The 21,937-nt window shown below is 63.1% G+C and carries 18 protein-coding genes; 5 read left to right on the forward strand and 13 right to left on the reverse strand.

Going from position 1 to position 21,937, the window contains the following annotated elements; genetic code table 11:
- Positions 1-13: 13 nt before the first annotated feature.
- From NLY33_RS02215 to NLY33_RS02235, 5 genes are read right to left on the reverse strand one after another with little or no spacing between them, the layout of a single operon-like run.
- Positions 14-844, reverse strand: coding sequence for a dipeptide ABC transporter ATP-binding protein (locus tag NLY33_RS02215; RefSeq protein WP_023703510.1), 831 nt, complete (start codon positions 842-844; stop codon positions 14-16).
- Positions 844-1,689, reverse strand: a complete 846-nt coding sequence (locus tag NLY33_RS02220; RefSeq protein WP_023696764.1) for an ABC transporter ATP-binding protein — start codon at positions 1,687-1,689, stop codon at positions 844-846. The genes NLY33_RS02215 and NLY33_RS02220 overlap by 1 nt, the downstream gene beginning before the upstream one ends.
- Entirely contained in the window at positions 1,689-2,573 is an 885-nt protein-coding gene (locus NLY33_RS02225; RefSeq protein WP_050485757.1) for an ABC transporter permease subunit, read from the reverse strand. Before NLY33_RS02225 ends, NLY33_RS02220 begins: the two co-directional genes overlap by 1 nt.
- 26 nt (positions 2,574-2,599) lie before the next feature.
- Positions 2,600-3,607: an ABC transporter permease subunit gene (locus NLY33_RS02230; RefSeq protein WP_023703511.1), complete on the reverse strand. Its 1,008-nt coding sequence runs from the start codon at positions 3,605-3,607 to the stop codon at positions 2,600-2,602.
- Positions 3,608-3,654: 47 nt separating this feature from the next.
- The gene (locus tag NLY33_RS02235) at positions 3,655-5,253 is read right to left on the reverse strand and encodes an ABC transporter substrate-binding protein (RefSeq protein ID WP_023669491.1); all 1,599 of its coding nucleotides are present in this window, start codon (positions 5,251-5,253) and stop codon (positions 3,655-3,657) included.
- 475 nt (positions 5,254-5,728) lie between these two features.
- Here NLY33_RS02235 and NLY33_RS02240 point away from each other — a divergent pair, with 475 nt between their 5' ends.
- Both NLY33_RS02240 and NLY33_RS02245 read left to right on the forward strand, forming a co-directional pair.
- Entirely contained in the window at positions 5,729-7,720 is a 1,992-nt protein-coding gene (locus tag NLY33_RS02240) for a long-chain fatty acid--CoA ligase (RefSeq protein ID WP_023703512.1), read from the forward strand.
- Positions 7,721-7,748: 28 nt separating this feature from the next.
- Complete coding sequence (locus NLY33_RS02245; protein ID WP_031196266.1) at positions 7,749-8,456, forward strand: class I SAM-dependent methyltransferase; 708 nt, start codon at positions 7,749-7,751, stop codon at positions 8,454-8,456.
- 84 nt (positions 8,457-8,540) lie between these two features.
- Here the strand turns inward: NLY33_RS02245 and NLY33_RS02250 are convergent, their stop codons facing one another.
- The 3 genes from NLY33_RS02250 to pgi form a co-directional block, all read right to left on the reverse strand.
- Entirely contained in the window at positions 8,541-8,762 is a 222-nt protein-coding gene (locus NLY33_RS02250; RefSeq protein ID WP_155923253.1) for a hypothetical protein, read from the reverse strand.
- 69 nt (positions 8,763-8,831) lie between these two features.
- Positions 8,832-9,563: an HAD family hydrolase gene (locus NLY33_RS02255; RefSeq protein WP_023703515.1), complete on the reverse strand. Its 732-nt coding sequence runs from the start codon at positions 9,561-9,563 to the stop codon at positions 8,832-8,834.
- A complete protein-coding gene (gene pgi / locus NLY33_RS02260; protein WP_023688784.1) occupies positions 9,560-11,203 on the reverse strand; it encodes a glucose-6-phosphate isomerase in 1,644 nt (547 codons plus the stop codon). Before pgi ends, NLY33_RS02255 begins: the two co-directional genes overlap by 4 nt.
- A 427-nt stretch (positions 11,204-11,630) precedes the next feature.
- Between pgi and pdxR the strand changes: the two genes are divergently transcribed.
- Positions 11,631-13,124, forward strand: coding sequence for a MocR-like pyridoxine biosynthesis transcription factor PdxR (gene pdxR / locus NLY33_RS02265; RefSeq protein WP_023708197.1), 1,494 nt, complete (start codon positions 11,631-11,633; stop codon positions 13,122-13,124).
- A gap of 206 nt (positions 13,125-13,330) precedes the next feature.
- Complete coding sequence (locus tag NLY33_RS02270) at positions 13,331-14,935, forward strand: trimethylamine methyltransferase family protein (RefSeq protein WP_023669483.1); 1,605 nt, start codon at positions 13,331-13,333, stop codon at positions 14,933-14,935.
- Between the two features lie 17 nt (positions 14,936-14,952).
- Here NLY33_RS02270 and NLY33_RS02275 read toward each other — a convergent pair whose 3' ends face one another.
- The 3 genes from NLY33_RS02275 to NLY33_RS02285 form a co-directional block, all read right to left on the reverse strand.
- On the reverse strand, positions 14,953-15,351 hold the full coding sequence (locus NLY33_RS02275) for a hypothetical protein (protein WP_023826842.1): 399 nt from the start codon (positions 15,349-15,351) through the stop codon (positions 14,953-14,955).
- 74 nt (positions 15,352-15,425) lie between these two features.
- Positions 15,426-16,907, reverse strand: a complete 1,482-nt coding sequence (locus NLY33_RS02280) for a flavin monoamine oxidase family protein (protein WP_023682062.1) — start codon at positions 16,905-16,907, stop codon at positions 15,426-15,428.
- A gap of 332 nt (positions 16,908-17,239) precedes the next feature.
- Entirely contained in the window at positions 17,240-19,045 is a 1,806-nt protein-coding gene (locus NLY33_RS02285; protein WP_023682063.1) for an IlvD/Edd family dehydratase, read from the reverse strand.
- Between the two features lie 143 nt (positions 19,046-19,188).
- On the opposite strand from NLY33_RS02285, the gene NLY33_RS02290 reads away from it, so the two are divergent.
- Positions 19,189-19,647, forward strand: a complete 459-nt coding sequence (locus NLY33_RS02290) for an SRPBCC family protein (RefSeq protein ID WP_023688787.1) — start codon at positions 19,189-19,191, stop codon at positions 19,645-19,647.
- Positions 19,648-19,664: 17 nt separating this feature from the next.
- On the opposite strand, the gene NLY33_RS02295 is transcribed toward NLY33_RS02290, so the two are convergent.
- Complete coding sequence (locus NLY33_RS02295) at positions 19,665-20,855, reverse strand: Mrp/NBP35 family ATP-binding protein (protein WP_023703517.1); 1,191 nt, start codon at positions 20,853-20,855, stop codon at positions 19,665-19,667.
- 77 nt (positions 20,856-20,932) lie between these two features.
- Positions 20,933-21,937 carry an inorganic phosphate transporter gene (locus tag NLY33_RS02300; RefSeq protein WP_023703518.1) on the reverse strand — a complete coding sequence of 335 codons (1,005 nt, stop codon included), beginning with the start codon at positions 21,935-21,937 and terminating at the stop codon, positions 20,933-20,935.

Consider the following 21,937-nt stretch of genomic DNA (forward strand, 5'->3'; position numbering starts at 1 on the left):
TCTCGGTGAGAGGTCAGGCGGCCTTCTTCTTCGCCAGCCGCGCCTTGATCGAGGCGACGTCGGCGCGCGGGGTCGCGGCGAACAGCGTTCTGGTGTAGTTGTGCTTGGGGTCGGCGAAGACCTCCTCGCGCGAGCCGTATTCGACGGCTTCGCCGAAATACATCACCATCACGTCGTCGGCGATGTAGCGCACGACAGACAGATCGTGGCTGATGAAGACATAGGTCAGCTGGAATTCGTCCTGCAGGTCGGCGAGCAGGTTGAGCACCTGCGCCTGCACCGAAAGATCAAGCGCGGAGACCGGTTCGTCAAGCACCAGCAGGCTCGGGTTCAGCATCAGCGCGCGGGCAATGGCGATGCGCTGGCGCTGGCCGCCCGAGAACATGTGAGGATAGCGATTATAGTGCTCGGTTCCGAGGCCGACTTTCTTCAGCATCCTCATGGCGAGGTCGCGCCGCTCTTCGGCCGGCTTGTCGGTGTTGATGAGCAGCGGCTCGCCCAGCACATCGCCGATCTTTTGGCGCGGATTGAGCGATCCGTAAGGGTTCTGGAAGACGATCTGCACCTTGCGGCGCATCTCCCTGGTCACGCCGTTCCTTGCGATGTCGACCTTGTTGCCGTCGATGAACAGTTCGCCCGACGTTGCCGGATCGATCAGCGTGATGATGCGCGCCAGCGTTGACTTGCCGCAGCCCGATTCACCGACGATGGCCAGCGTCTTGCCCTTGTCGACGCTGAACGAGACGCCCTTGACCGCATGCACGGTGCGCGCGCCGCGAAACAGGCCGCCGCCGACGTGATAGTCGCGCACGATGTCCTTGCCTTCGACGACCTTGATGCTCATCAGACGCCCCCGGCAGCCGGTTCGAACAGCATGTCCGAGACGGTCGGCAGCCGGTCGCCGACGGCATTATCCGGCAGCGCCGACAAAAGTGCGCGGGTGTAATTGCTCTTCGGCGATTCAAACAGCGACAGCACGTCGGCCTCTTCCATCTTGCGGCCCTTGTACTGGACGATGACGCGGTCGGCGGTCTCGGCCACGACGCCCATATTGTGGGTGATCATGATCAGGCCCATGCCGTATTTGACCTGTAGCGACACCAGCAGGTCGAGGATCTGCTTCTGGATGGTGACGTCGAGCGCGGTGGTCGGCTCGTCGGCGATCAGAAGCTTGGGATTGCAGGCAATGGCGATGGCGATCATGACGCGCTGGCACTGGCCGCCCGACATCTGGTGCGGGAACGAGTTCAGCCGTTCGGCCGGCTCGGCAATGCCGACCTGCGTCAGCAATTCGATGGCGCGCTCGCGACGCTGGGCCTTGTCCATGCCCATATGGAAGCGCAGCACCTCCTCGATCTGAAAGCCGACGGTGAAGCACGGATTGAGACTGGCCATCGGCTCCTGGAAGATCATCGACATGTCCTTGCCGACGATCTTGCGCCGGTCGGCCGGGCTCATCTTCAGGAGATCGCGGCCGTTGAAGCTCATCTCGTCGGCAGTGACCGTCGCCGTCCACGGCAACAGCCCCATCACAGCCAACATCGACACCGACTTGCCGGAGCCGGATTCGCCGACGATGGCCAGCACTTCACGTTCGTTCACATGGAGCGAGACGCCATCGACCGCGCGGAACGGGCCGGATGCGGTCTGGAACTCAACGACGAGATTGCGGATGTCGAGCAGCGCCATTACGACCTCCTCAGCTTCGGATCGAGCGCATCGCGCAGACCGTCGCCGATCAGGTTGATGGCAAGCACGGTGATGAGGATGGCCAGACCGGGGAAGGTCACCACCCACCAGGCGCGCAGGATGAATTCACGCGCCGAGGCGAGCATGGTTCCCCATTCCGGTGTCGGCGGCTGCGCGCCAAGGCCGAGAAAGCCGAGAGCGGCCGCCTCCAGGATGGCGTTGGAGAAGGACAGCGTGCCCTGCACGATCAGCGGCGCCAGGCAGTTGGGCAGGATGGTGCGCAGCATAAGCCTTATATGGCCGGCGCCGGCGACCTTGGCGGCGACCACATATTCGCGGCTCTTTTCGGCCATGACGGCAGCGCGCACCAGACGGGCAAAGTGGGGTTGCAGGACAAGCGCGATGGCCAGCATGGCGTTGAACAGGCCGGGGCCGAGGATGGTGACCAGAACCAGCGCCAAGAGCAGCGACGGGAAGGACAGGATCAGATCCATGACCCGCATGATCGCCACGTCGACCCAGCCCCGGAAATAGCCAGCCAAAAGGCCGAGCGTGATGCCGCCGACAAGCGCCAGCGTGACCACGACGGCGCCGATGAGCAGCGAGAAACGCGCGCCATAGAGCAGGCGCGAGAGCATGTCGCGGCCGACCGCGTCGGTGCCAAGCAGATATTCCATGCTGCCGCCTGCCTGCCAGGCCGGCGGACGCAAGAAAGCGGTCTTGTCCTGGATGTCGGGCGCATAGGGCGCGAGCAGCGGTGCAAAGAGCGCGGCCAGCACCAAAAGGATGAAGACGAACAGGCCGATGACGGCGCCGCGGTTTACCGAGAAATAGTGCCAGAAAGTCCTGAAGCCGGTCAGTCGGTCAGGGTTGCCGGCGGCCATCGGGGCGATTTCGGTCGACTGGCTCATCACGCCGCCCTGATGCGCGGGTTGATGACGGCATAAAGCACGTCGACGATCAGGTTCACCGCCATGACGATAAGGGCGATCAGCAGCAAGCCTGACTGCACGACGACATAGTCGCGCTTGGATATGGATTCGACCATCCACTTGCCGATGCCCGGCCAGGCGAAGATGGTTTCTGTGAGAATGGCGCCGGCGAGCAGGGTACTGACCTGCAGGCCGATGGTGGTGACCACCGGGATCAGCGCATTGCGCAGCGCATGCACGCCGATGACGCGGGACGACGACAGGCCCTTGGCGCGGGCGGTCCGGACATAGTCTTCGCCCAGCACTTCGAGCATGGCCGAGCGCGTCTGGCGCGCGATCACCGCCAGCGGGATGGTGCCGAGCACAATTGTCGGCAGCACCAGGTGACTCAATGCCGAGCGGAAAGCATCCCACTTGCCGTAGAGCAGGCTGTCGAGGGTCAAGAAGCCGGTGATCGGCTTGATAAAGAACTGAAGGCCGATGCGGCCTGAAACCGGGGTCCAGCCGAGATAGCCGGAGAAAAAGATGATCAGCAGCAGGCCCCACCAGAAGATCGGCATGGAATAGCCGACGAGGGCGGTGCCCATAAGCCCCTGGTCGAACCAGGAGCCGCGTTTGACCGCAGCAATGATGCCGGCCGGTATGGCCAGCACCATGGCGAAGATCATGGCGAAGACGGAGAGCTCGATGGTTGCCGGGAACAGCGTCATGAAATCTTCGATGACCGGCCGCTTGGACGAAATCGACACGCCGAAATTACCGGTCGCGGCATCGCGGACATAATGCGCGTATTGCTCCCAGATCGGCAAATTGTAGCCGAACTGTTCCTTCAGTTCCGCGTAACGCTCGGGCGACACGCCATGCTCGCCGGCCATGGCAAGAATGGGATCGCCGGGCAGCAGCCTGACGAAAGCGAAGGCGCAGATGGTGATGCCGATCAGCGTCGGCAGCACCAAGACGATTTTGTTTAGGAGATATCGGAGCATCTTGAAAAGCGGGCGGCGCCTGATTGCGCGCCGCCCGCCTAACAGTTCTATTCGGCCTTGTCGACGCCGTCGAAGCGATGAATGCCGAGCGGGTCCATCATGAAGCCGCTGACATTCTTGCGCACGACTGCGTAGACCTGGCTGTGTGCCATGAGGAAGGCCGGAGCCTGCTTCTGGAAGACAACCTGCGCCTCTTCATAGAGCTTGGTGCGTTCGGCCTGGTCGCTGGTCTTCTTGGCCTTCTGGATCAGATCCTCGAAGTCCTTGTCGCACCAGCTGGAGTAGTTCGACACGCCGATGGCCGAGCAGGCGAACAGCGTAGCGAAGAAATTGTCCGGATCGCCATTGTCACCGGTCCAGCCGATCTGGAAGGCGCCCGGGCGCTCCTTCTTCTTGCCTTCTTCGCGGTACTTCGTCCACTCGTAGCTGACGATCTCCGCCTTGACGCCGACCTTGGCCCAGTCAGCCTGGATCAGTTCGGCGGCGCGCTGGAAGTTCGGGTTGTAGGGACGGACGCGGTCGGAGGCCCAAAGCTGGATCTCCTTCAATCCGGCATCGGCCAGCACCTTCTTGGCTGCTTCCGGATCATAGGCGTCGGACTTCACGTCCTTGTTCCACGACCACATGGTCGGCGGGATCAGGTTTACGGCCGGCGTGGCGCCGGCGTCCTGGAACAGCGACTTGATGAGCGATTCCCGATCGATCGCCTGGTTGAGCGCATGGCGCACTTCAGGCTTGTCGAGCGGCGGGATGGTGGTGTTGTAGCTCATATAGCCGATGTTGAGGCCAGCCTGATCCATCAGGGTCACGTCGGCGTTGGCCTTGATCGTGCCGATGTCGGCAGGATTCGGATAGGGCGCGATATCGCATTCGCCGGCGAGCACCTTCTGGATGCGGGCGGTGGCGTCAGGCGTGATCGCGAAGACGAGATCGTCGATCTTTTCCTTGCCCTTGAAGTAGTCCGGGTTGGCCGCATAGCGGATGACCGAATCCAGCTGGTAGTCGACGAACTGGAACGGACCTGTACCGACCGGCTTGGTCGAGAAGTCGGCCATCTTGCCGTCTTTTTCCAGCTGGTCGGCATATTCCTTCGACACGATCGAGGCGAAGTCCATGCCGAGATTGGCCAGCATCGGCGCGTTCGGCTCGGTCAGCGTCAGCTTCACGGTCAGGTCATCGACCTTTTCCCACTTGGCGACGTATTTCGGCATGTCCATGCCGGTGTAGTAGTCCCAGGTCAGGTTCGGCAGGTACTTCTCGCCGTTCCAGGGGTTTTCCTTGTTGAACTGGCGATCGAACGAAAAGACGACGTCGTCGGCATTGAAATCACGCGTCGGCTTGAAGAAATCCGTCGTCTGGAACTTCACGCCCGGATGCAGGTGGAAAGTATAGACCAAACCGTCGTCCGAAATCTCCCATTTGTCGGCGAGACCGGGCACAACTTCGGTGCCGCCATGCTTGAACTCGACCAGGCGCGAATAGACGGTGCGCGACGAGGCGTCGAAGTCGTTGCCGCCCGTCGTGGTACCCGGGTCGAAGTTGGCCGGCGAGGCCTCCGAGCAATAGACCAGCGTCTTGGCATTGGCCACACCGCCGAGGACGCTTGCAGCCAGCAACGCGGCTGCAAAAGTCAGTTTCTTTTTCATTGAGCACTCCCTGATGTTCTTCCAAGCCCCTCTATAGGCTCGCGAAGCGCGCATATAAGCACCGTTTTTCCGGCTTTGGAACACCCTGTTTGCCTACCCCACCGTAAGCAGAAAATATTTCTCGGTCTTTGACGAACTGCAGAAACAAATAGCAAAATCTGCTAATCACGGGATTGTTAACGACCGCATTTTTTCATTGATCGCAGCAATCGTAAGCCAAAAATCCACAAGCCTGGGTTTCGCCACCGAGATGACAGACGGCATTGCCTGAGCTGGCATCGCGGGAAGGATTTCGACGGCAAATCTTTGCCGTCCTGCCGCTGGGGCAAGACTTGCACGGCCGCCGATAGTCGCAATAGATAGATGACACGCTGGATTTTCCGGGAATCCGCGACATCGCTGCAGCGGAGGACGCCTCACCACATCGAGGCGGCGCAGCAGGAGCAGGCAACAGAACGACGGAGGGAGGCTAGAGGTGGCGAAAGCAACAAAGACAACGGCCCCGGCGAAAGCAAAAGCGGCGAAAGCTTCAAAACCGGCCGCCGCTGCCGCCAAGTCGAAAGCGCCACCGGCCAAAGCCACTCCCGCCGTCAAGCCAACGGCAATCTCGACGCCGGCGAAGGCAAGCGCCAAGCCGGCGGCGAAACCCGCGGTCAACCGCGCTGCGAAGACAGCACCCGCTGCAAAGCCCGCCCAGCCGCCAGCCGCCAAGACAGCCGCGGCGAAGCCCGCCTCGAAGCCGTCGCCGGGCGCGGCCAAAAAACTGCCGAATACGCTGACGGCGCTTGCCGCGGGCTTGCCGGAAAAGCCATGGCTAAAAAGCTATTCGAAAGTCGTGCCGGCGGAGATCGGCGCCCTGCCCTACAGTTCGATCGGCGACTTCCTCGTCGGCGCCTGCAAGCAGTTTTCCGGCCAGCCGGCATACGTCTGCATGGGCAAGTCGATCTCCTATGCCGAACTCGAGCGGCAATCGGCCGCCTTCGGCGCCTATTTGCAATCGAAGGGCCTGCAGAAGGGTGCACGCGTGGCGCTGATGATGCCGAATGTGCTGCAATATCCGGTGGCGATGATGGCCGTGCTTCGCGCCGGCTATATCGTGGTGAACATCAATCCGCTCTACACGCCGCGCGAGCTCGAACATCAGCTCAAGGATTCCGGCGCGCAGGCGATCGTCATTCTGGAGAATTTCGCCAGCACCCTGGACGCGGTGATTGCCAGGACGGCGGTCAAGCATGTGGTGGTCGCGGCGATGGGCGACATGCTCGGCGCCCTCAAGGGCACGATCGTCAACCTCGTCGTGCGCCGGGTGAAGAAGATGGTGCCGGCCTGGTCGCTGCCCGGCCATGTCAAATTCAATGCGGCGGTGAAAGCCGGCGCCGGCATCGCCTTCAAACCGGCCAAGATGGAGGCCGGCGACGTCGCCTTCCTGCAATATACCGGCGGAACCACGGGGATTTCCAAAGGTGCTGTGCTGCTGCACTCCAATGTGCTGTCCAATGTCGCGCAGAACACGCTGTGGCTGCAGGACGCCTATGCGATCAAGCCGAAACCGGCGCATCTCAACTTCATCTGCGCACTGCCGCTCTACCATATCTTCGCGCTGACGGTGAACGCGCTGATGGGCATGCAGCAGGGCGCCCAGAACGTGCTCGTTCCCAACCCGCGCGACATTCCCGGCTTCGTCAAGGAGCTGCAGAAATACCCGATGCACATTTTCCCCGGCCTCAACACGCTGTTCAACGCGCTGCTCAACAACGAGGATTTCCGCAAGCTCGACTTCAAGCCGCTGATCATGACGCTGGGTGGTGGCATGGCGGTGCAGAAGGGGGTTGCCGAGCGCTGGAAGGCGCTGACCGGCAATTCGATCACCGAGGGCTACGGGCTGTCGGAGACCTCGCCGGTGGCCACCGCCAATAAGTTCAGCGACAGCAATTTCACCGGCACGATCGGCCTGCCGCTGCCGTCGACCGAGATCGTCATCCGCGACGATGACGGCAACAATCTGCCGCTCGGCGAAGTCGGCGAGATCTGCATCCGCGGGCCACAAGTCATGGCCGGTTACTGGAACCGGCCGGACGAGACCGCCAAGGTGATGACCAAGGACGGCTTCTTCAAATCCGGCGACATGGGCTTCATGGACGAGCGCGGCTACACCAAGATCGTCGACCGCAAGAAGGACATGATCCTGGTCTCCGGCTTCAACGTCTATCCCAACGAACTCGAGGAAGTCATCGCCCAGCATCCGGGCGTGCTCGAAGTGGCGGCGGTCGGCGTGCCGGACGAGCATTCGGGCGAAGTGCCGAAGCTGTTCATCGTCAAGAAGGATCCGGCGCTGACCGTCGAGGCACTGACCGCCTATTGCCGCGAGAACCTGACCGGCTACAAGCGACCCAAATACATCGAGTTCCGAACCGAACTGCCGAAGACGCCGGTGGGCAAGATTTTGCGCCGGGCGCTGCGGGAATAGTTTGAACGGCGAGCCAAGCGACGGCGGGATGGCGGACGATAGTCGGCGTCCCGATGCAGTAGTGTTCATCAAGGCGAACCTGCGGCTTGCGCCCGTACCCGCCCTTCGTGAAATCCAGCTCTATACGGCTCATCCTGGCAGCGGCCTGAGGCGGCTTGTCGAGTGGCGAGCTTATGGACCGGAAGACGGCAGCCAAACCGAGCAGCACGAAGCTGAGCCACCGCCGCCCTACTGGGCCTATCCATGGGCCGGCGGCGCGGTGCTTGCGCGCTATATACTCGACCATCCGCAAAGCGTAGCCGGCCGACGCGTGCTCGATCTCGGCGCCGGCTCCGGCCTCGTCGGCATCGCCGCCGCCAAGGCCGGCGCCAGCGCGGTGATCGCCGCCGAAATCGACCGCAACGGCGTTGCCGCCATCGGCCTCAACGCCTCAGCCAATGGTGTCGAGATCACCATTGTCGACCAGGACATCACCACAGGCCCGCCGCCAGCGGTCGATCTCGTGCTTGCCGGCGACGTGTTCTACGGCCGCGAGGTTGCTCTGCGGGTGATCCCGTTCCTCGACCGCTGCCTGGCAGCCGGCATCGAGGTGCTGGTCGGCGATCCCCGCCGCGCCGATCTGCCGCTGTCGCGGCTACGATTGCTCGCCGAATATCAGGTGCCGGATTTCGGCGACGCAAAAGGTGATGTGACCAAGCCGAGCGGTGTGTTTTGGTTCGAGCCGGAAGATTGCTAGCGCGACGCGGCAAAGCCCAGTCGCTCTGAATGGCCGGATTCTACTCATTGTGGACAAACCTCAAGGGGCAGAAAATAGATTGGATTAGCCGTTGATAGGAGAAGTCGAATGGCGTGGATTAAAGTTGTTCAACGTATCGGCTTCATAGTTTGCCCAAAGTGCGAAAATCGCGGCTTCGAGCTTCAGCCTGGCGAAGACATCGATAACGCAAGCGCCAAGATCAGGTGCGGCAAATGCGGGTACGTTTGCTCTGCTGATGAGTAGCCCACTGTGTCCGAAAACAAACCAGAAGCTCCATAGTTTCATGGCTGCTTCCCCCAACTCGGCCATTGGCGGGGAAATCCCGAGCCGAATTGAGTTTGCCCCAAGCCCCCGTCAGACCGTCTCCTTGACCCGCGCCGAGAGAAAGTCTGGCAAATCGGCGACCGAATCCAAAACGACATCGGCGATCGCTGACAGCGATTCACGCGTGCCGGTGCCGGAGAGCACGCCGACCGCCAGGCCGCAGCCGCCGGCACGCGCCATCTCCAGGTCGTGGCGGTTGTCGCCGACCATGGCGATCTCTGACGGCCTCAGCCCGGTCAGGTCGCAAAAGGCGACGATCGTGTCCGGCGCCGGTTTCGGATTGGCGACCGCGTCATAGCCATAGGCCGCGGTGAACAGCTGCGCGACGCCAAGCGTGACCATGGTCTTTTCCGCACCGGCAGTCGAATCATTGGTGGCGACGCCGAGCCGGTAGGATCGCTTGTGCAGAGCCGTCAGCGCCGCGACGATGCCGGGCAAGGCCACCGCCATCGATGAGCCTTGCACCGAGGTGATCTCGTTGAAGCGGGCGACGGCCAGCATCTGGTCCTCGTCGGACAGGCGCGGGAACCACAGTTCGACGACATCCATATTGGTGCCCGAGGCGAAGATGGAATCCGGCTTGAAGCGCTTGGCGACAAAATCGAAGCCCGCCGCTGAAAGCAGCCTGTCGGCTTTCCAGCGATCGCCCTCGGCAGCATCCATGGCCATGAAATCGGCGATGCCGAGCCAGGTCGCGTTGAAATCGACAAGCGTGCCGTCCTTGTCGAACAAGATGCCCTTGATGTCGGCCGGATTTTTCATTGAGCCCCCCGCAGTTGCTGGATGCGCGCCACCAGCCCGGCCGTCGATGCGTCGCGCTTGGCGGCGCTCTCCTTGCCTTCCACGACTGGCAACAGGCCGGTCGCCAGCTCCTTGCCGAGCTCGACGCCCCATTGGTCGAAGGAATTGATGTTGAACAGAGTGCCTTCGACGAAGACGCGGTGCTCGTAAAGCGCGATCAGCCGGCCGAAGGTGCGCGGGTCGAGCTTGCGGTAGAGGATCGTCACCGAGGGGCGGTTGCCGGAGAAGACGCGGTGCGGGGCTATTCTGTCGACATCGGCCGGCTTCATGCCCTTGGCCAGCATCTGCGCGCGAGCCTCGTCCAGCGTGCGGCCCTTCATCAACGCTTCCGATTGGGCCAGGCAATTGGCAAGCAGTAGATCGTGCTGGTGCTTCAGATCCGGCTCATGGCCGACGGCAGCGGCAAGGAACTCGACCGGGATGGAATCGGTGCCCTGGTGCAGCAGCTGGAAGAAGGCGTGCTGGCCATTGGTGCCGGGCTCGCCCCAGACCAGCGGTCCGGTCGGCGTCGTCACCGGCGTGCCGTCGAGGGTGACGCCCTTGCCGTTCGATTCCATGTCGAGCTGCTGCAGATAGGCCGGCAGCCTGGAAAGGCGCTGGTCATAAGGGATGACCGCACGCGCCGGATAACCGCAGATCACGCGATGCCACCAGCCGACCAGCCCCAGCAGCGCCGGCAGGTTCTTCTGCAGGGGTGCGGTGCGGAAGTGCTCGTCCATCTCATGCGCGCCATCGAGGAAGGCGCGGAAGTTGCGCGGGCCGATGGCGATCATCACCGGCAGGCCGATGGCGCCCCACAGCGAATAGCGGCCGCCGACCCAGTCCCAGAAGCCGAACACGCGATCCGCTTCGATGCCGAACTTGGAAACCAGGTCGAGCGCGGTCGAGACGGCGGCGAAATGCTTGCCGACAGCTTCCTTGCCGAGCGCCTTCTGCACCCATTCGCGCGCCGTCTCGGCATTGGTCATCGTCTCGACCGTGGTGAAGGTCTTCGAGGCGATGATGAACAGGGTGGTTTCGGCCGACAGGCCCTTCAGCGTGTCGTGGATATGGGCGCCGTCGATGTTGGAGACGTAGTGCGCGCGCGGGCCGTCGTGATAGGGCGCCAGCGCCAGCGTCGCCATGGCCGGGCCGAGATCGGAGCCGCCAATGCCGATGTTGACAATGTCGGTGATTTTCTTGCCGGTGGCGCCGGCGGCCTTGCCGGAGCGAATGGCGTCGGCGAAAGCGCCCATGGCGTCGAGCACGGACAGCACATCCGCCTTGACGTCCTGGCCATCGACGGTGACGCCCTTGCCCGAGAGGTTGCGCAGCGCCGTGTGCAGCACGGCGCGGTCTTCGGTGATGTTGATTTTCTTGCCGGAAAACATTGCGGCGCGGCGACCTTCGAGATCGGCGGCGGCGGCGAGCTTCTCGAGCAGTTCCATCGTGCCCTGGTCGACCGCGCATTTCGACCAGTCGAGCAAAAGGTCGCCGTCGCTGGCCGAGAACGTCTCGAAGCGCTTGGGGTCGGCGGCAAAAGCCTCGCGCATCGTACCCGATGCCGCCGCGCGCGCAGCACGCAAGGCGACAAGCTGTTTGTCGAAGGAGGAATGATCCACTTTCGGCTCCTGATCGTTTTTCACGACATCTTATCAGACCGGATGTTTCCGGCGCGTGTCGTCGCGCTGATCTTATTGAGCCGAATTCCGCATGTTTCAATGCGTGGGGATGACGCAGTGCAGCATAGTGCGATGTGATGGAGCTATGACGCTGCGCGCCGCGCTGGATGATTTGATGGGAGTAGCGACGACGCTGCGCGTCGCGCTGGGGATAATGAGGCGCGACGACGCTTCGCATCGCGCGGGCGTCCGCGCTGCGGGATGACGCAAGCGTCACCCGGGGATGAGACGACGCTGCGCGTCGCGCATAGATCACTGGCATAAATCCCAGCGATCAGAAAAATTGATTGGCGCAACCCCTTGTGCCACGGTTACCTTCCGCTGGTCCAGCCAAGCAAAAAAGACTGGCCATCGAGGAACACCTTCCATGCCACAGCGTAACGACACGGCCATATGGTCCGGCCTGTTCCGGATTTCGGCGGAATCGGGCCAGACCCTGCAGGCGCAGATCCGTCAGGCGATCGTCGCCGCCATTCTCGACCGGCAGATCGCCGCTTCGATGCCGCTTCCGTCCTGCCGCATCCTGGCTGAAAAACTCGGCGTCGCGCGCGGCACTGTGGTGCTGGCGTTCCAGCAATTGGTCGACCAAGGTTTCCTGGTGGCGCGCGAACGGCGCGGCCATTTCGTCAATCCGGATGTGCTGGCCACCCCCGCCAAGCCGCACCAGAAGGCGCCCGACCAGCAGAACGAGATCGACTGGAAGGCACGCCGGCAGATCGCCGCCAGCGACATGCCGCCACCGGCCAAGCACGACAACTGGATCAAGTCCTCCTACCCCTTCGTCTACGGCCAGTTCGACCCGGCGCTGTTCCCGACAGCCGAATGGCGTGAGTGCAACCGCATGGCGCTGGCCGTGCTCGAAATCCGCAACTGGGCCTCCGACATGGTCGATCGTGACGATCCGCTCTTGATCGAGCAGATCCAGGCGCGGCTGTTGCCGCGGCGCGGCATCTTCGCCAATCCGGACGAGATCATCGTCACGCTGGGCGCCCAGAACGCGCTCTATATGCTGGCGACACTGCTGATGACAAAGGGCTCCAAGGTCGCGATGGAAGACCCGGGATACCCCGACGCGCGCTCGATCTTCCGCTTGGCAGGCGCCGAAATCCAGCCGGTTCCGGTCGATCAGTCCGGCATCGTCACCTCGTCCATTCCCAACGATTCCGGCTTTGTCTTCGTCACCCCCAGCCACCACTGCCCGACCATGGTGCCGCTGTCGGCGGAGCGGCGGCAGGACCTTCTGGCGCGCGCCAACCGCCACAACCAGATCATCATCGAGGACGGCTATGACAGCCAGCTTCTCGACGAGGCGCCGCAGCAGGCGCTGAAGAGCCTCGATCGCTCGGGTCGCGTCGTCTATGTCGGCTCGATGTCGAAGACGCTGGCTCCGGGCCTGCGGCTTGGCTACATCGTCGCTTCGGCTGGACTAATCTCCGAGCTCAGGGCGCTGCGCCGCTTCATGCTCAGGCACCCGCCGGCCAACAACCAGCGCGCGGTTGCGCTGTTCCTGTCGCTCGGCCATCACGAAGCCCTGGTGCGGCGGCTGTCGTCGGCCTTCGACGAGCGGCGCAAGCGTCTGGTCCATGCGATTTCCGCATTCCTGCCGGAATGGCGCTCGACCGATTCCGCCGGCGGCACATCGCTCTGGCTGGAAGGCCCGCGCGGCACCGATTCACGTGGACTGGCCGAGGCCGCGGCGTCGCGCAGCGTCATAATCGAGCCCGGCGATCGTTTCTTCGATCGCACCGAAAAGCCGTCGCGTTTCATGCGCTTGGGCATTTCCTCGATCGCATTGCAGCACATCGAGCCGGGTATTCGCGAGCTCGCGACCGCAGCCAGACGCAGGCCCGCTGCAGCCTGATTTGCCTGTGCCGGGGCTTTGAACAGTCCCGGCCCTTGGCATGATCACCAACATTCTGCATTAGCTCTCTGGCATACTCGGCTGCGTTGACTGGCCCATAGGCTGGGCCAATGGCAACGGCATAGTCGGCTGACAGAGGGACGAAGCAAGCCGACGGTGGACCAATCACCGCGCCGTGTTTCGCGAGCTAAAGGTGGAGTGCCCCCATGTCAGTGGCTGTTGAAAAGCAGGATGCGGCTCCTAAAGATGCATCAGCCGACCAGCGTTCGCGCCGATCCGGCGGGCGCGAAGCGCGCCGCGCCATGCGGGCCGCACCGCTTGCCGACGATATCCGGCCGGTGCGCGCCGGCCTCGAAGGCGGCAGCTACGGGCCGCTCAACCAGAACGACCAGGAGCGCATCCATGAAGCGGTGCTGACGCTGCTGGAGACCGTCGGCTTCGCCAATGCCATTCCCTCCTGCATCGAGGCGCTGACCGGGGTCGGCGCCGTCTATGGCGATGACGGCCGCGTCCGCTTCCCACGCGGGCTTGTGATGGACACGATCAGACGAGCCGCGCGGAATTTTACGCTGCACGGCCAGGACCCCAGGCATGACATGCTGATCCAGGGCAAGCGCGTGCATTACGGCACGGCGGGTGCGGCGGTGCATCTGGTCGATGTCGAAAAGCGCGAATACCGCGAGTCGCTGGTGCAGGACATTTACGACGCCGCCCGCCTCGTCGAAGGGCTCGACAACATCCATTTCTTCCAGCGGCCCATGGTGCCGCGCGACATTCCCGATCCGCTCGAAATGGACTTCAACACGCTCTATGCCTGCGTGATGGGGACGTCGAAGCATGTCGGCACCTCGTTCACGGTGCGCGAGAACGTGCAGCCGGCGCTGGAAATGCTTTATGCGATCGCCGGCGGCGAGGAGAATTTCCGCGCCCGGCCGTTCGTGTCGAACTCCAATTGCTTCGTCGTGCCGCCGATGAAGTTTGCCGAGGACGCCTGCGGCGTGCTCGAAGCCTGTGTCGACGGCGGCATCCCGATCCTGCTTTTATCGGCCGGCCAGGCCGGCGCCACCGCTCCCGCGGCGATTGCCGGCGCTGTGGTGCAAGCGGTGGCCGAAGTGCTTGTCGGCCTCATCTACGTCAACGCCATCAAGCCCGGGCATCCGGCGATCTTCGGCACCTGGCCGTTCGTCTCCGACCTCAGGACCGGCGCCATGTCGGGCGGCTCGGCCGAGCAGGCAGTGTTGACTTCGGCCTGTGCGCAGATGGCGCAGTTCTACGATCTGCCGGGCGGTTCGGCCGCCGGCATGACGGATTCGAAACTGCCCGACATCCAGTCCGGCTATGAAAAGGGCATCACCGACGTGATGGCCGGCCTTGCCGGCCTCAATCTGGTCTATGAATCGGCCGGTATGCATGCCTCGCTGCTCGGCTTTTGCCTGGAGAGCCTGATCATAGACAATGACATGCTGGGCCACTGCCTGCGCTGCGTGCGGGGCATCGAAGTGACCGACGAAGCGCTGTCGATCGACACCATCACCGAAGTCTGCATGAATGGCCCGGGCCACTATCTCGGCAACGAGCAGACGCTGCGCCTGATGCAGACCGAGTATTTTTATCCGGCCGTCGGCGACCGCTTTTCGCCCAAGGAATGGAACGAGAAGGGCCGGCCCGACATCTTGCAGCGGGCGATCATCGAAAAGAAGCGCGTGCTTGCCGAGCGCTTCCCGCGCCATGTGCCGAAGCTGCTCGACGACAAATTGCGCGCCCGCTTCGGCGAGATGATCAAGCTGCCACGCAGCGGCATGGGCGGGTAAGCTTCACCTTACGTAGGTCAGTCCGCACTTAACCCAAAGCGCTCGACCACTTCGGCGCTGATCAGCTTGCCATGCAGCGCCATCAACACGATCTGGGCATCCAGGCTGTCGCCGGTTTCAAGCGCAGCCTCGATGCGGCGCTCAGCGTCCAGCCGCCGCTCCGGCCCATTGGCCTGCTCGAAGGTTTGTGGGCCCGCGATGCAATAGCCAAACAGCTGCGCCACGGACCGGTAGGCGTCGGGCGGCGGCTCGTCCGGCCAATGATCCTTCATCAAATTGACGATGGTGAGCTTTACCCCCTCAGGGACAAGCGCCGGATGCAGATCGGCGCCGCGCAGCGCGGTGTCGAGTTCCCGCAAATCGCCGGAGCGACCGAACATGCCGAGGAAACCGATTGAAGAGCGCCGTTTAGTCACGTTGATACTTTCCGTCCGATAGCCGACCACTCATATGGGAATGTAGGATCGTTTTTCATCGCCCTTGCGGAGTCTCAGGCAAGCCAGGCGTCGAGCCCGAATTCCCGCTGCAACAGGTCTTCCGCACTTTCCAGCGCGCCCTCGATCCAGCCGTGATTGTTGGACCACGCTTCGCCACAGACATGAATGCCCGGAGCAAGCGTATGGCTCGCCAGTTTTATACCGGAGATATCTATGCCACGGTCCCAGACATGCGACGCGCCGCCATAGGCCGGCGCACCCCAATCCTGCGCAAACCCGCCGATGGGTTTCGAGATGGCGCCGTGTTTGCCATGGACTTCGACCATCTGGCCGTGAAAGGCCTCCAGCGCGGAATGTCCCTCGGCCAAAACCGCAAAACCGTGGCGCCGAGCGAGCTCAGGCAGCAGTGAGCGCCAGAATACCATGTGCCTGCCATCGCAATAGGCCATGGCGACGCTCCGCCGAATCGTCGCGTCGCGCGCGTCCGCTTTTGTGAACTGCCATATCTGGCGAGCCGGCAGATCGGTCACGCTGTGGCCGGCCGCGATGCCGTTTCGAGCCCACCATGGGCTGGCATAGCAGGCGGCCAGCGTGAGCATCGGCCAGGGTTCCGGTGCCGGCAGATCGCTGGGCTGCTCGATGCCGGACTTTTCCAGCAGGGTCCGCAGGGGGCGGACCGGTAACGCCAGCACGACCTTGCGCGCCTCGACCGTCCCGCCCTGCCCCTCGACAGACAAGACCATCCCTTGCGCCGAGCGGGCGATGGCGGTCACGGTGTGATCGAGATGGACGGCGCCGCCGCTGACAGCGATCCGCCCGGCCATTCGCTCCGCAACCGGCTGGAACCCACCATCGGGGGAACAATAGGAGCGGCCGCCGCTCAGCTCGCCGAGCGCAAGCCTGAACGTCTCGGCGGCGTTGGGTCCGCGCAGGAGCAACGAATAGCCCACCGCGTCCTCGGCAAAAGCCATTTCCTCCGGGGTCAAGACCGTCGCCAGCACATCCCAAGTCGCCCAATCCGCCAGCTTGCGGCCGCGATAAACGAAGCCTGCGGCGCCGTTCCATTCGGCGCTGCCGAAGGCCTCCGAACCCGGCAGGATCAGTGCTGCCGCCTTTCGCAGCAGGCGGGACGGGCCTTTTTCCTGCAGCCGACGCGTCACGTCATAGGCAAACAGGCGGCGCGGCGCAAAGCGCGATATAGCGGCGTAGGGCAGGCTCCTACCGCGCAGATGGAGCCGGTTGGCGCCGGTGACGACGTCCATACCCGACAGCTTTACATCCAGCGTCGCCATGAGTTTTTTGAGCAGCCGATGTTGTGGCATCAGCATCATCGCGCCGAGATCGATGCCGAAGTTCGGCTCTCCGGGAAATGAGACCGTGGAGGCCCGACCGCCGACGCGACCGGCGGATTCGAAAACTGCGATCCTTGCGGGCTTTTCACTTTGGGACAAGCGCCACGCCAGGAAGAGACCGGCCATGCCCGCGCCGACAATAGCAATGTCGACCGGGGCAATGTCGATCGGGCTAGGCGGCAAGGATACGCCCGTGGCGGAAAACCATCATCATGGACGACGCTCTGGACCCCTCTTGATTTCGTGTCAAAAAACCCGAAACTGACGAGGACTGCAATGTCATACTGACAGGTGGGATCAGTTGGCGTGCGAGCAGTGATCTAAAACGGGCAACGGGTCCTATGAAGAAACAGTATCACACACCAGTCATCCGCAAGGCAGGACGACTCTCCGGCATCACAGCCATCGCCGCTTCGTCCGGCCCGCCTCCACCCTGAGGCCGCCATCCAAACAAGCTTACGCCAAGGCTTTCATGCCGGCCCGATCAGGCCGGCATTTTCATATCAAGCGGGTGCTCAGTGGTTGTCCCTCGGCACGCCGCTGGTATGGGCGACATCCTGGTATTTCACCGCCGGCTTCAGCACCATGCCCTCCGAGAACTGGTCGACCATGGAGCGCTGGATCTCCTGCCATGGCGTCTGATGCTTGGGATAATGATAGCCGCCATCGACCTGCAGTTCGGCACGGCGGCGCGTGATTTCCTCGTCGGTGACGAGGATGTTGGCAGTGCCTTTCCGTAAATCGATGCGCACACGGTCGCCGGTCTTGAGCAGCGCCAGGCCGCCGCCAATGGCGGCTTCCGGCGAAGCGTTGAGGATAGAGGGCGAGCCCGATGTGCCCGACTGGCGGCCATCGCCGATGCAGGCCAGCGCGTGAATGCCCTTCTTGATGAGATAGGCGGGCGGCTGCATGTTGACCACCTCGGCGCCGCCGGGATAGCCGATCGGGCCGGCCCCGCGCATGAACAGGATGGTGTGCTCGTCGATGCCTTGCGCCGGATCGTCGATGCGGGCGTGGTAGTCCTCGGGACCGTCAAAGACCATGGCGTTGCCTTCGAAGGCTTCCGGGTCGTTCGGGTTGGAGAGATAGCGCTCGCGGAATTCCGGCGAGATGCCGCTCATCTTCATGATTGCGGAATCGAACAGATTGCCGCTGAGATTGATGAAGCCGGCATTGGCCTTCAGCGGCTCGGCGACGGCGCGGATGACGTCGGTGTTCTCGTTGGCGACACCCTTGCAATTGTCACCGATAGTCTTGCCATTGACGGTCATCGCTTCGGGATAAGGCAGCAGCTTGGCCTTCATCAACTCGGCCACCACAGCCGGCACGCCGCCGGCATGGTGATAGTCTTCGCCGAGATATTCGCCCGATGGCTGCAGATTGACGATGAGCGGCACATGGAGGCCGACCGTCTGCCAGTCGTCATTGGTGAGCGGCACGCCGAGATGACGGGCAATCGCGTTGAGGTGGATCGGGGCATTGGTCGAGCCGCCAATCGCCGAATTGACGACAATGGCGTTCTCGAAGGCCTTGCGCGTCATGATGTCGGACGGCTTCAGATCCTCATGCACCATCTCGACGATGCGCTTGCCGGTCTCATAGGAGATCTGGCCGCGCTCGCGGTAGGGTGCGGGAATGGCGGCCGAACCCGGCAATTGCATGCCGAGCGCCTCTGCCAGCGAGTTCATCGTGGTGGCGGTGCCCATGGTGTTGCAATAGCCGGTCGACGGCGCCGATGAGGCGACGATGTCCATGAACTCGTCATAGTCAATCTCGCCGGCGGAGAGCCGCTGGCGCGATTCCCAGACGATGGTGCCGGATCCCGTGCGCTTGCCTTTGTGCCAGCCATTGAGCATCGGTCCGACCGAAAGTGCTATGGCCGGAATATTGACGGTGGCCGCCGCCATCAGCAGCGCCGGCGTGGTTTTGTCGCAGCCGATGGTCAGTACGACGCCGTCGAGCGGATAGCCGTAAAGCACTTCGACCAGGCCGAGATAGGCAAGGTTGCGGTCCAGTGCCGCGGTCGGGCGCTTGCCGGTCTCCTGGATCGGATGGCACGGGAATTCGAAGGGGATGCCGCCCATCGAGACGATGCCTTCGCGCACGCGCTTGGCGAGCTCGATATGATGGCGGTTGCATGGCGACAGATCCGAGCCGGTCTGGGCGATGCCGATCAGCGGCTTGCCCGACATCAGCTCGGCCCGCGTCAGGCCGTAGTTCAGGTAGCGCTCGAGGTAGAGCGCGGTCATGCCTGGATTGTCGGGATTGTCGAACCACTCCTGCGAGCGAAACTTCTTCTTTCCGGTGGGGGCGCCTGCCATCATGGTCTCCGTATTTGTAAGACAAATCGATATGGCAACGCGCGGAAGCAGGCAAGAGGGCGCACCGTCGCAACCGGACTTTGGTGCGATAGACACAGACCAGACCGTGCGTTAGGCCTTCGAAGTCTGTCCGGGAGGTGTCGATGGCTTTGGTGATCGAAGGCGAGGAACGCATTGCCGCCCCCCTGCAGAAAGTGTGGGACGCGCTGAACGATCCGAAGGTTTTGCAGGCGACCATTCCCGGCTGCCAGCACCTGGAGATGAAATCGCCGACCGAAATGGCGGCGACGGTGGTGTTGAAGATCGGACCGATCAAGGCGACATTCAACGGCGAGGTGACGTTGAAGAACCTGAAGCCGCCGCACTCCTACACCATCCAGGGCGAGGGCAAGGGCGGTATTGCCGGCTTCGCCAAGGGTGGCGCCGACGTGACGCTGACGGCGGACGGGCCGGATGCGACGGTCCTCAAATACGCGGCCAAGGCCGAAGTCGGCGGCAAGATCGCCCAACTCGGCAGCCGGCTCATCGAATCGACTTCGAAGAAGCTGGCCTTGCAGTTCTTTTCAAGCTTTGGCGAGAAGGTGGGTTCCCCTCCCCCTTGAGGGGAGGGATATCCGAGCTACTCGAACACGATGTTCGGCACCGCCGCTTCGGCCGCGCCGCGTTCTTCGTTGACCCGGTCCCAGACCTTCGAAGCAATGCCGCGATAGATCTTCGCCTCGGCGCTGTCTGGCTTCGACGCCACCACCGGAGCACCTTCATCAGAACTTTCGCGAATGCCCATTTCCAACGGCACTTCGCCGAGGAAAGTCACGCCGAGGCGCTCGGCCTCGCGCCGCGCCCCGCCATGGCCAAAGATGTCGTAGCGCTTGCCGGTATCGGGGGCGATGAAATAGCTCATGTTCTCGACGATGCCGAGCAGCGGCACGTCGACCTTCTTGAACATATTCAATCCTTTGCGGGCGTCGATCAGCGCCAGGTCCTGCGGCGTCGAGACGATGACGGCGCCGGCCAGCGGCACCTGCTGGGCCATGGTCAGCTGGGCGTCGCCGGTGCCGGGCGGCATGTCGACGACGAGCACGTCGAGGCGGCCCCATTCGACCTCGCGCAGCATCTGCGTCAGCGCCGACATCACCATCGGACCGCGCCAGATCATCGGCGTCTCCTCGTCGACGAGGAAGCCCATCGACATCACCTTAAGGCCGTAGTTCTCCATCGGTTTCAGGATCTTGCCGTCGACGGTCTGCGGCCGGCCATGGATGTTGAGCAGCCTGGGCATGGACGGGCCATAAATATCGGCATCGAGCACGCCGACACGCAAACCGTTGGCGGCGAGGCCAAGCGCGATGTTGACAGCGGTGGTCGACTTGCCGACGCCGCCCTTGCCGGACGCCACCGCGATGATCGCCTCGATTCCGGGCACGCCGCGCTTGCCCGAGCTTTGCGAGGCCGAGGCGTGCGGGGCTGGAGTGTGTGGAGCTGGGCGCGGCCCGCCTGGCGCAGCCGGCGGTGCGGGCCTGGGCGCGGGACGCGACGCAACCGGAGCCTCCATGCCGCCGCCCTTCTTCTCCGCCGTCAGCGCGACGACGGCGCCGGCGACACCAGGGATCGCCTTGACGACACGCTCGGCTGCGGCGCGCAGCGGCTCCATCTCCTGTGCGCGGGCGGCGGGAACGGTGATCGAGAAAAACACTTTCGAATCGGCGATGAAAATCTCCGAAACCATGCCGAGGTCGACGATGTTGCCGGTGAAGTCCGGCCCGTTGACCGTCTTCAGACGCTCGGTGACGATTTCCTTGGTGACGGACATGCATTGTTCCCTAGGCGTTTGGCTGCGGCTCAGATAGTGCAGATTGGCAGCGACTCCAAGCACCACCGGTGTCCGCCTCACCCTGCCAGGCCAACCGCTAGGTAGGTGAGCGCCGAAATTGCAGCCGTGGCCGGCAAGGTGACGATCCAGGCGATGACGATGTTGCCGGCAATGCCCCAGCGCACGGCCGAGACGCGACGGGCAGCGCCGACACCGATGATGGCCCCGGTGATCGTATGGGTGGTCGACACGGGGACGCCAAGCCAGGTGGCGGCAAACAGGGTGATGGCGCCGCCGGTCTCGGCGCAGAAGCCCTGCATCGGGTTCAACCGGGTGATCTTCGAGCCCATCGTGTGGACGATGCGCCAGCCGCCGAACAAAGTGCCGAGCGCCAGTGCTGTCTGACAGGTGAGGACGACCCACAGCGGCACGTAGAACGTCCCGCCGAGCATGCCTTGCGAATAGAGCAGCACGGCGATGATGCCCATGGTTTTCTGGGCGTCGTTGCCGCCGTGCCCTAGCGAATAAAGCGAGGCCGAAAAGAACTGCATGACGCGGAAAGTGCTGTCGACGGCGAACGGTGTCTGGCGCACGAACAGCCAGGAAACGGCCAGGATGAGGACCAGCGCCAGAACAAACCCTGTCGCCGGCGACACGACGATTGCGGCGACCGTCTTGCCAAGCCCGGTCCAGACGATGGCGCCGGGCCCAGCCTTTGCAACGCCGGCGCCGACAAGCCCGCCGATCAGGGCATGCGAACTGCTGGACGGGATGCCGGCAATCCAGGTGACGATGTTCCAGACGATAGCGCCGACGAGCGCCGAGAAGATCACCGCCGGCGTGACGATGCTGACGTCGACGATACCTTTTCCCACGGTTTCAGCCACGTGAAGGCCGAAGAACATGAAGGCGATGAAATTGAAGAAAGCCGCCCACAGGACCGCATATTGCGGTCTCAGCACGCGGGTGGAGACGATGGTGGCGATGGAGTTCGCTGCATCGTGCAGGCCGTTGAGAAAATCGAAAAACAGCGCGACGGCGACAAGGCCGATCAGCACGGGAAAGGCGATGGTGGCTTCCAT

The sequence above is a fragment of the Mesorhizobium sp. C432A genome (assembly GCF_030323145.1).
Lineage (GTDB): Bacteria > Pseudomonadota > Alphaproteobacteria > Rhizobiales > Rhizobiaceae > Mesorhizobium.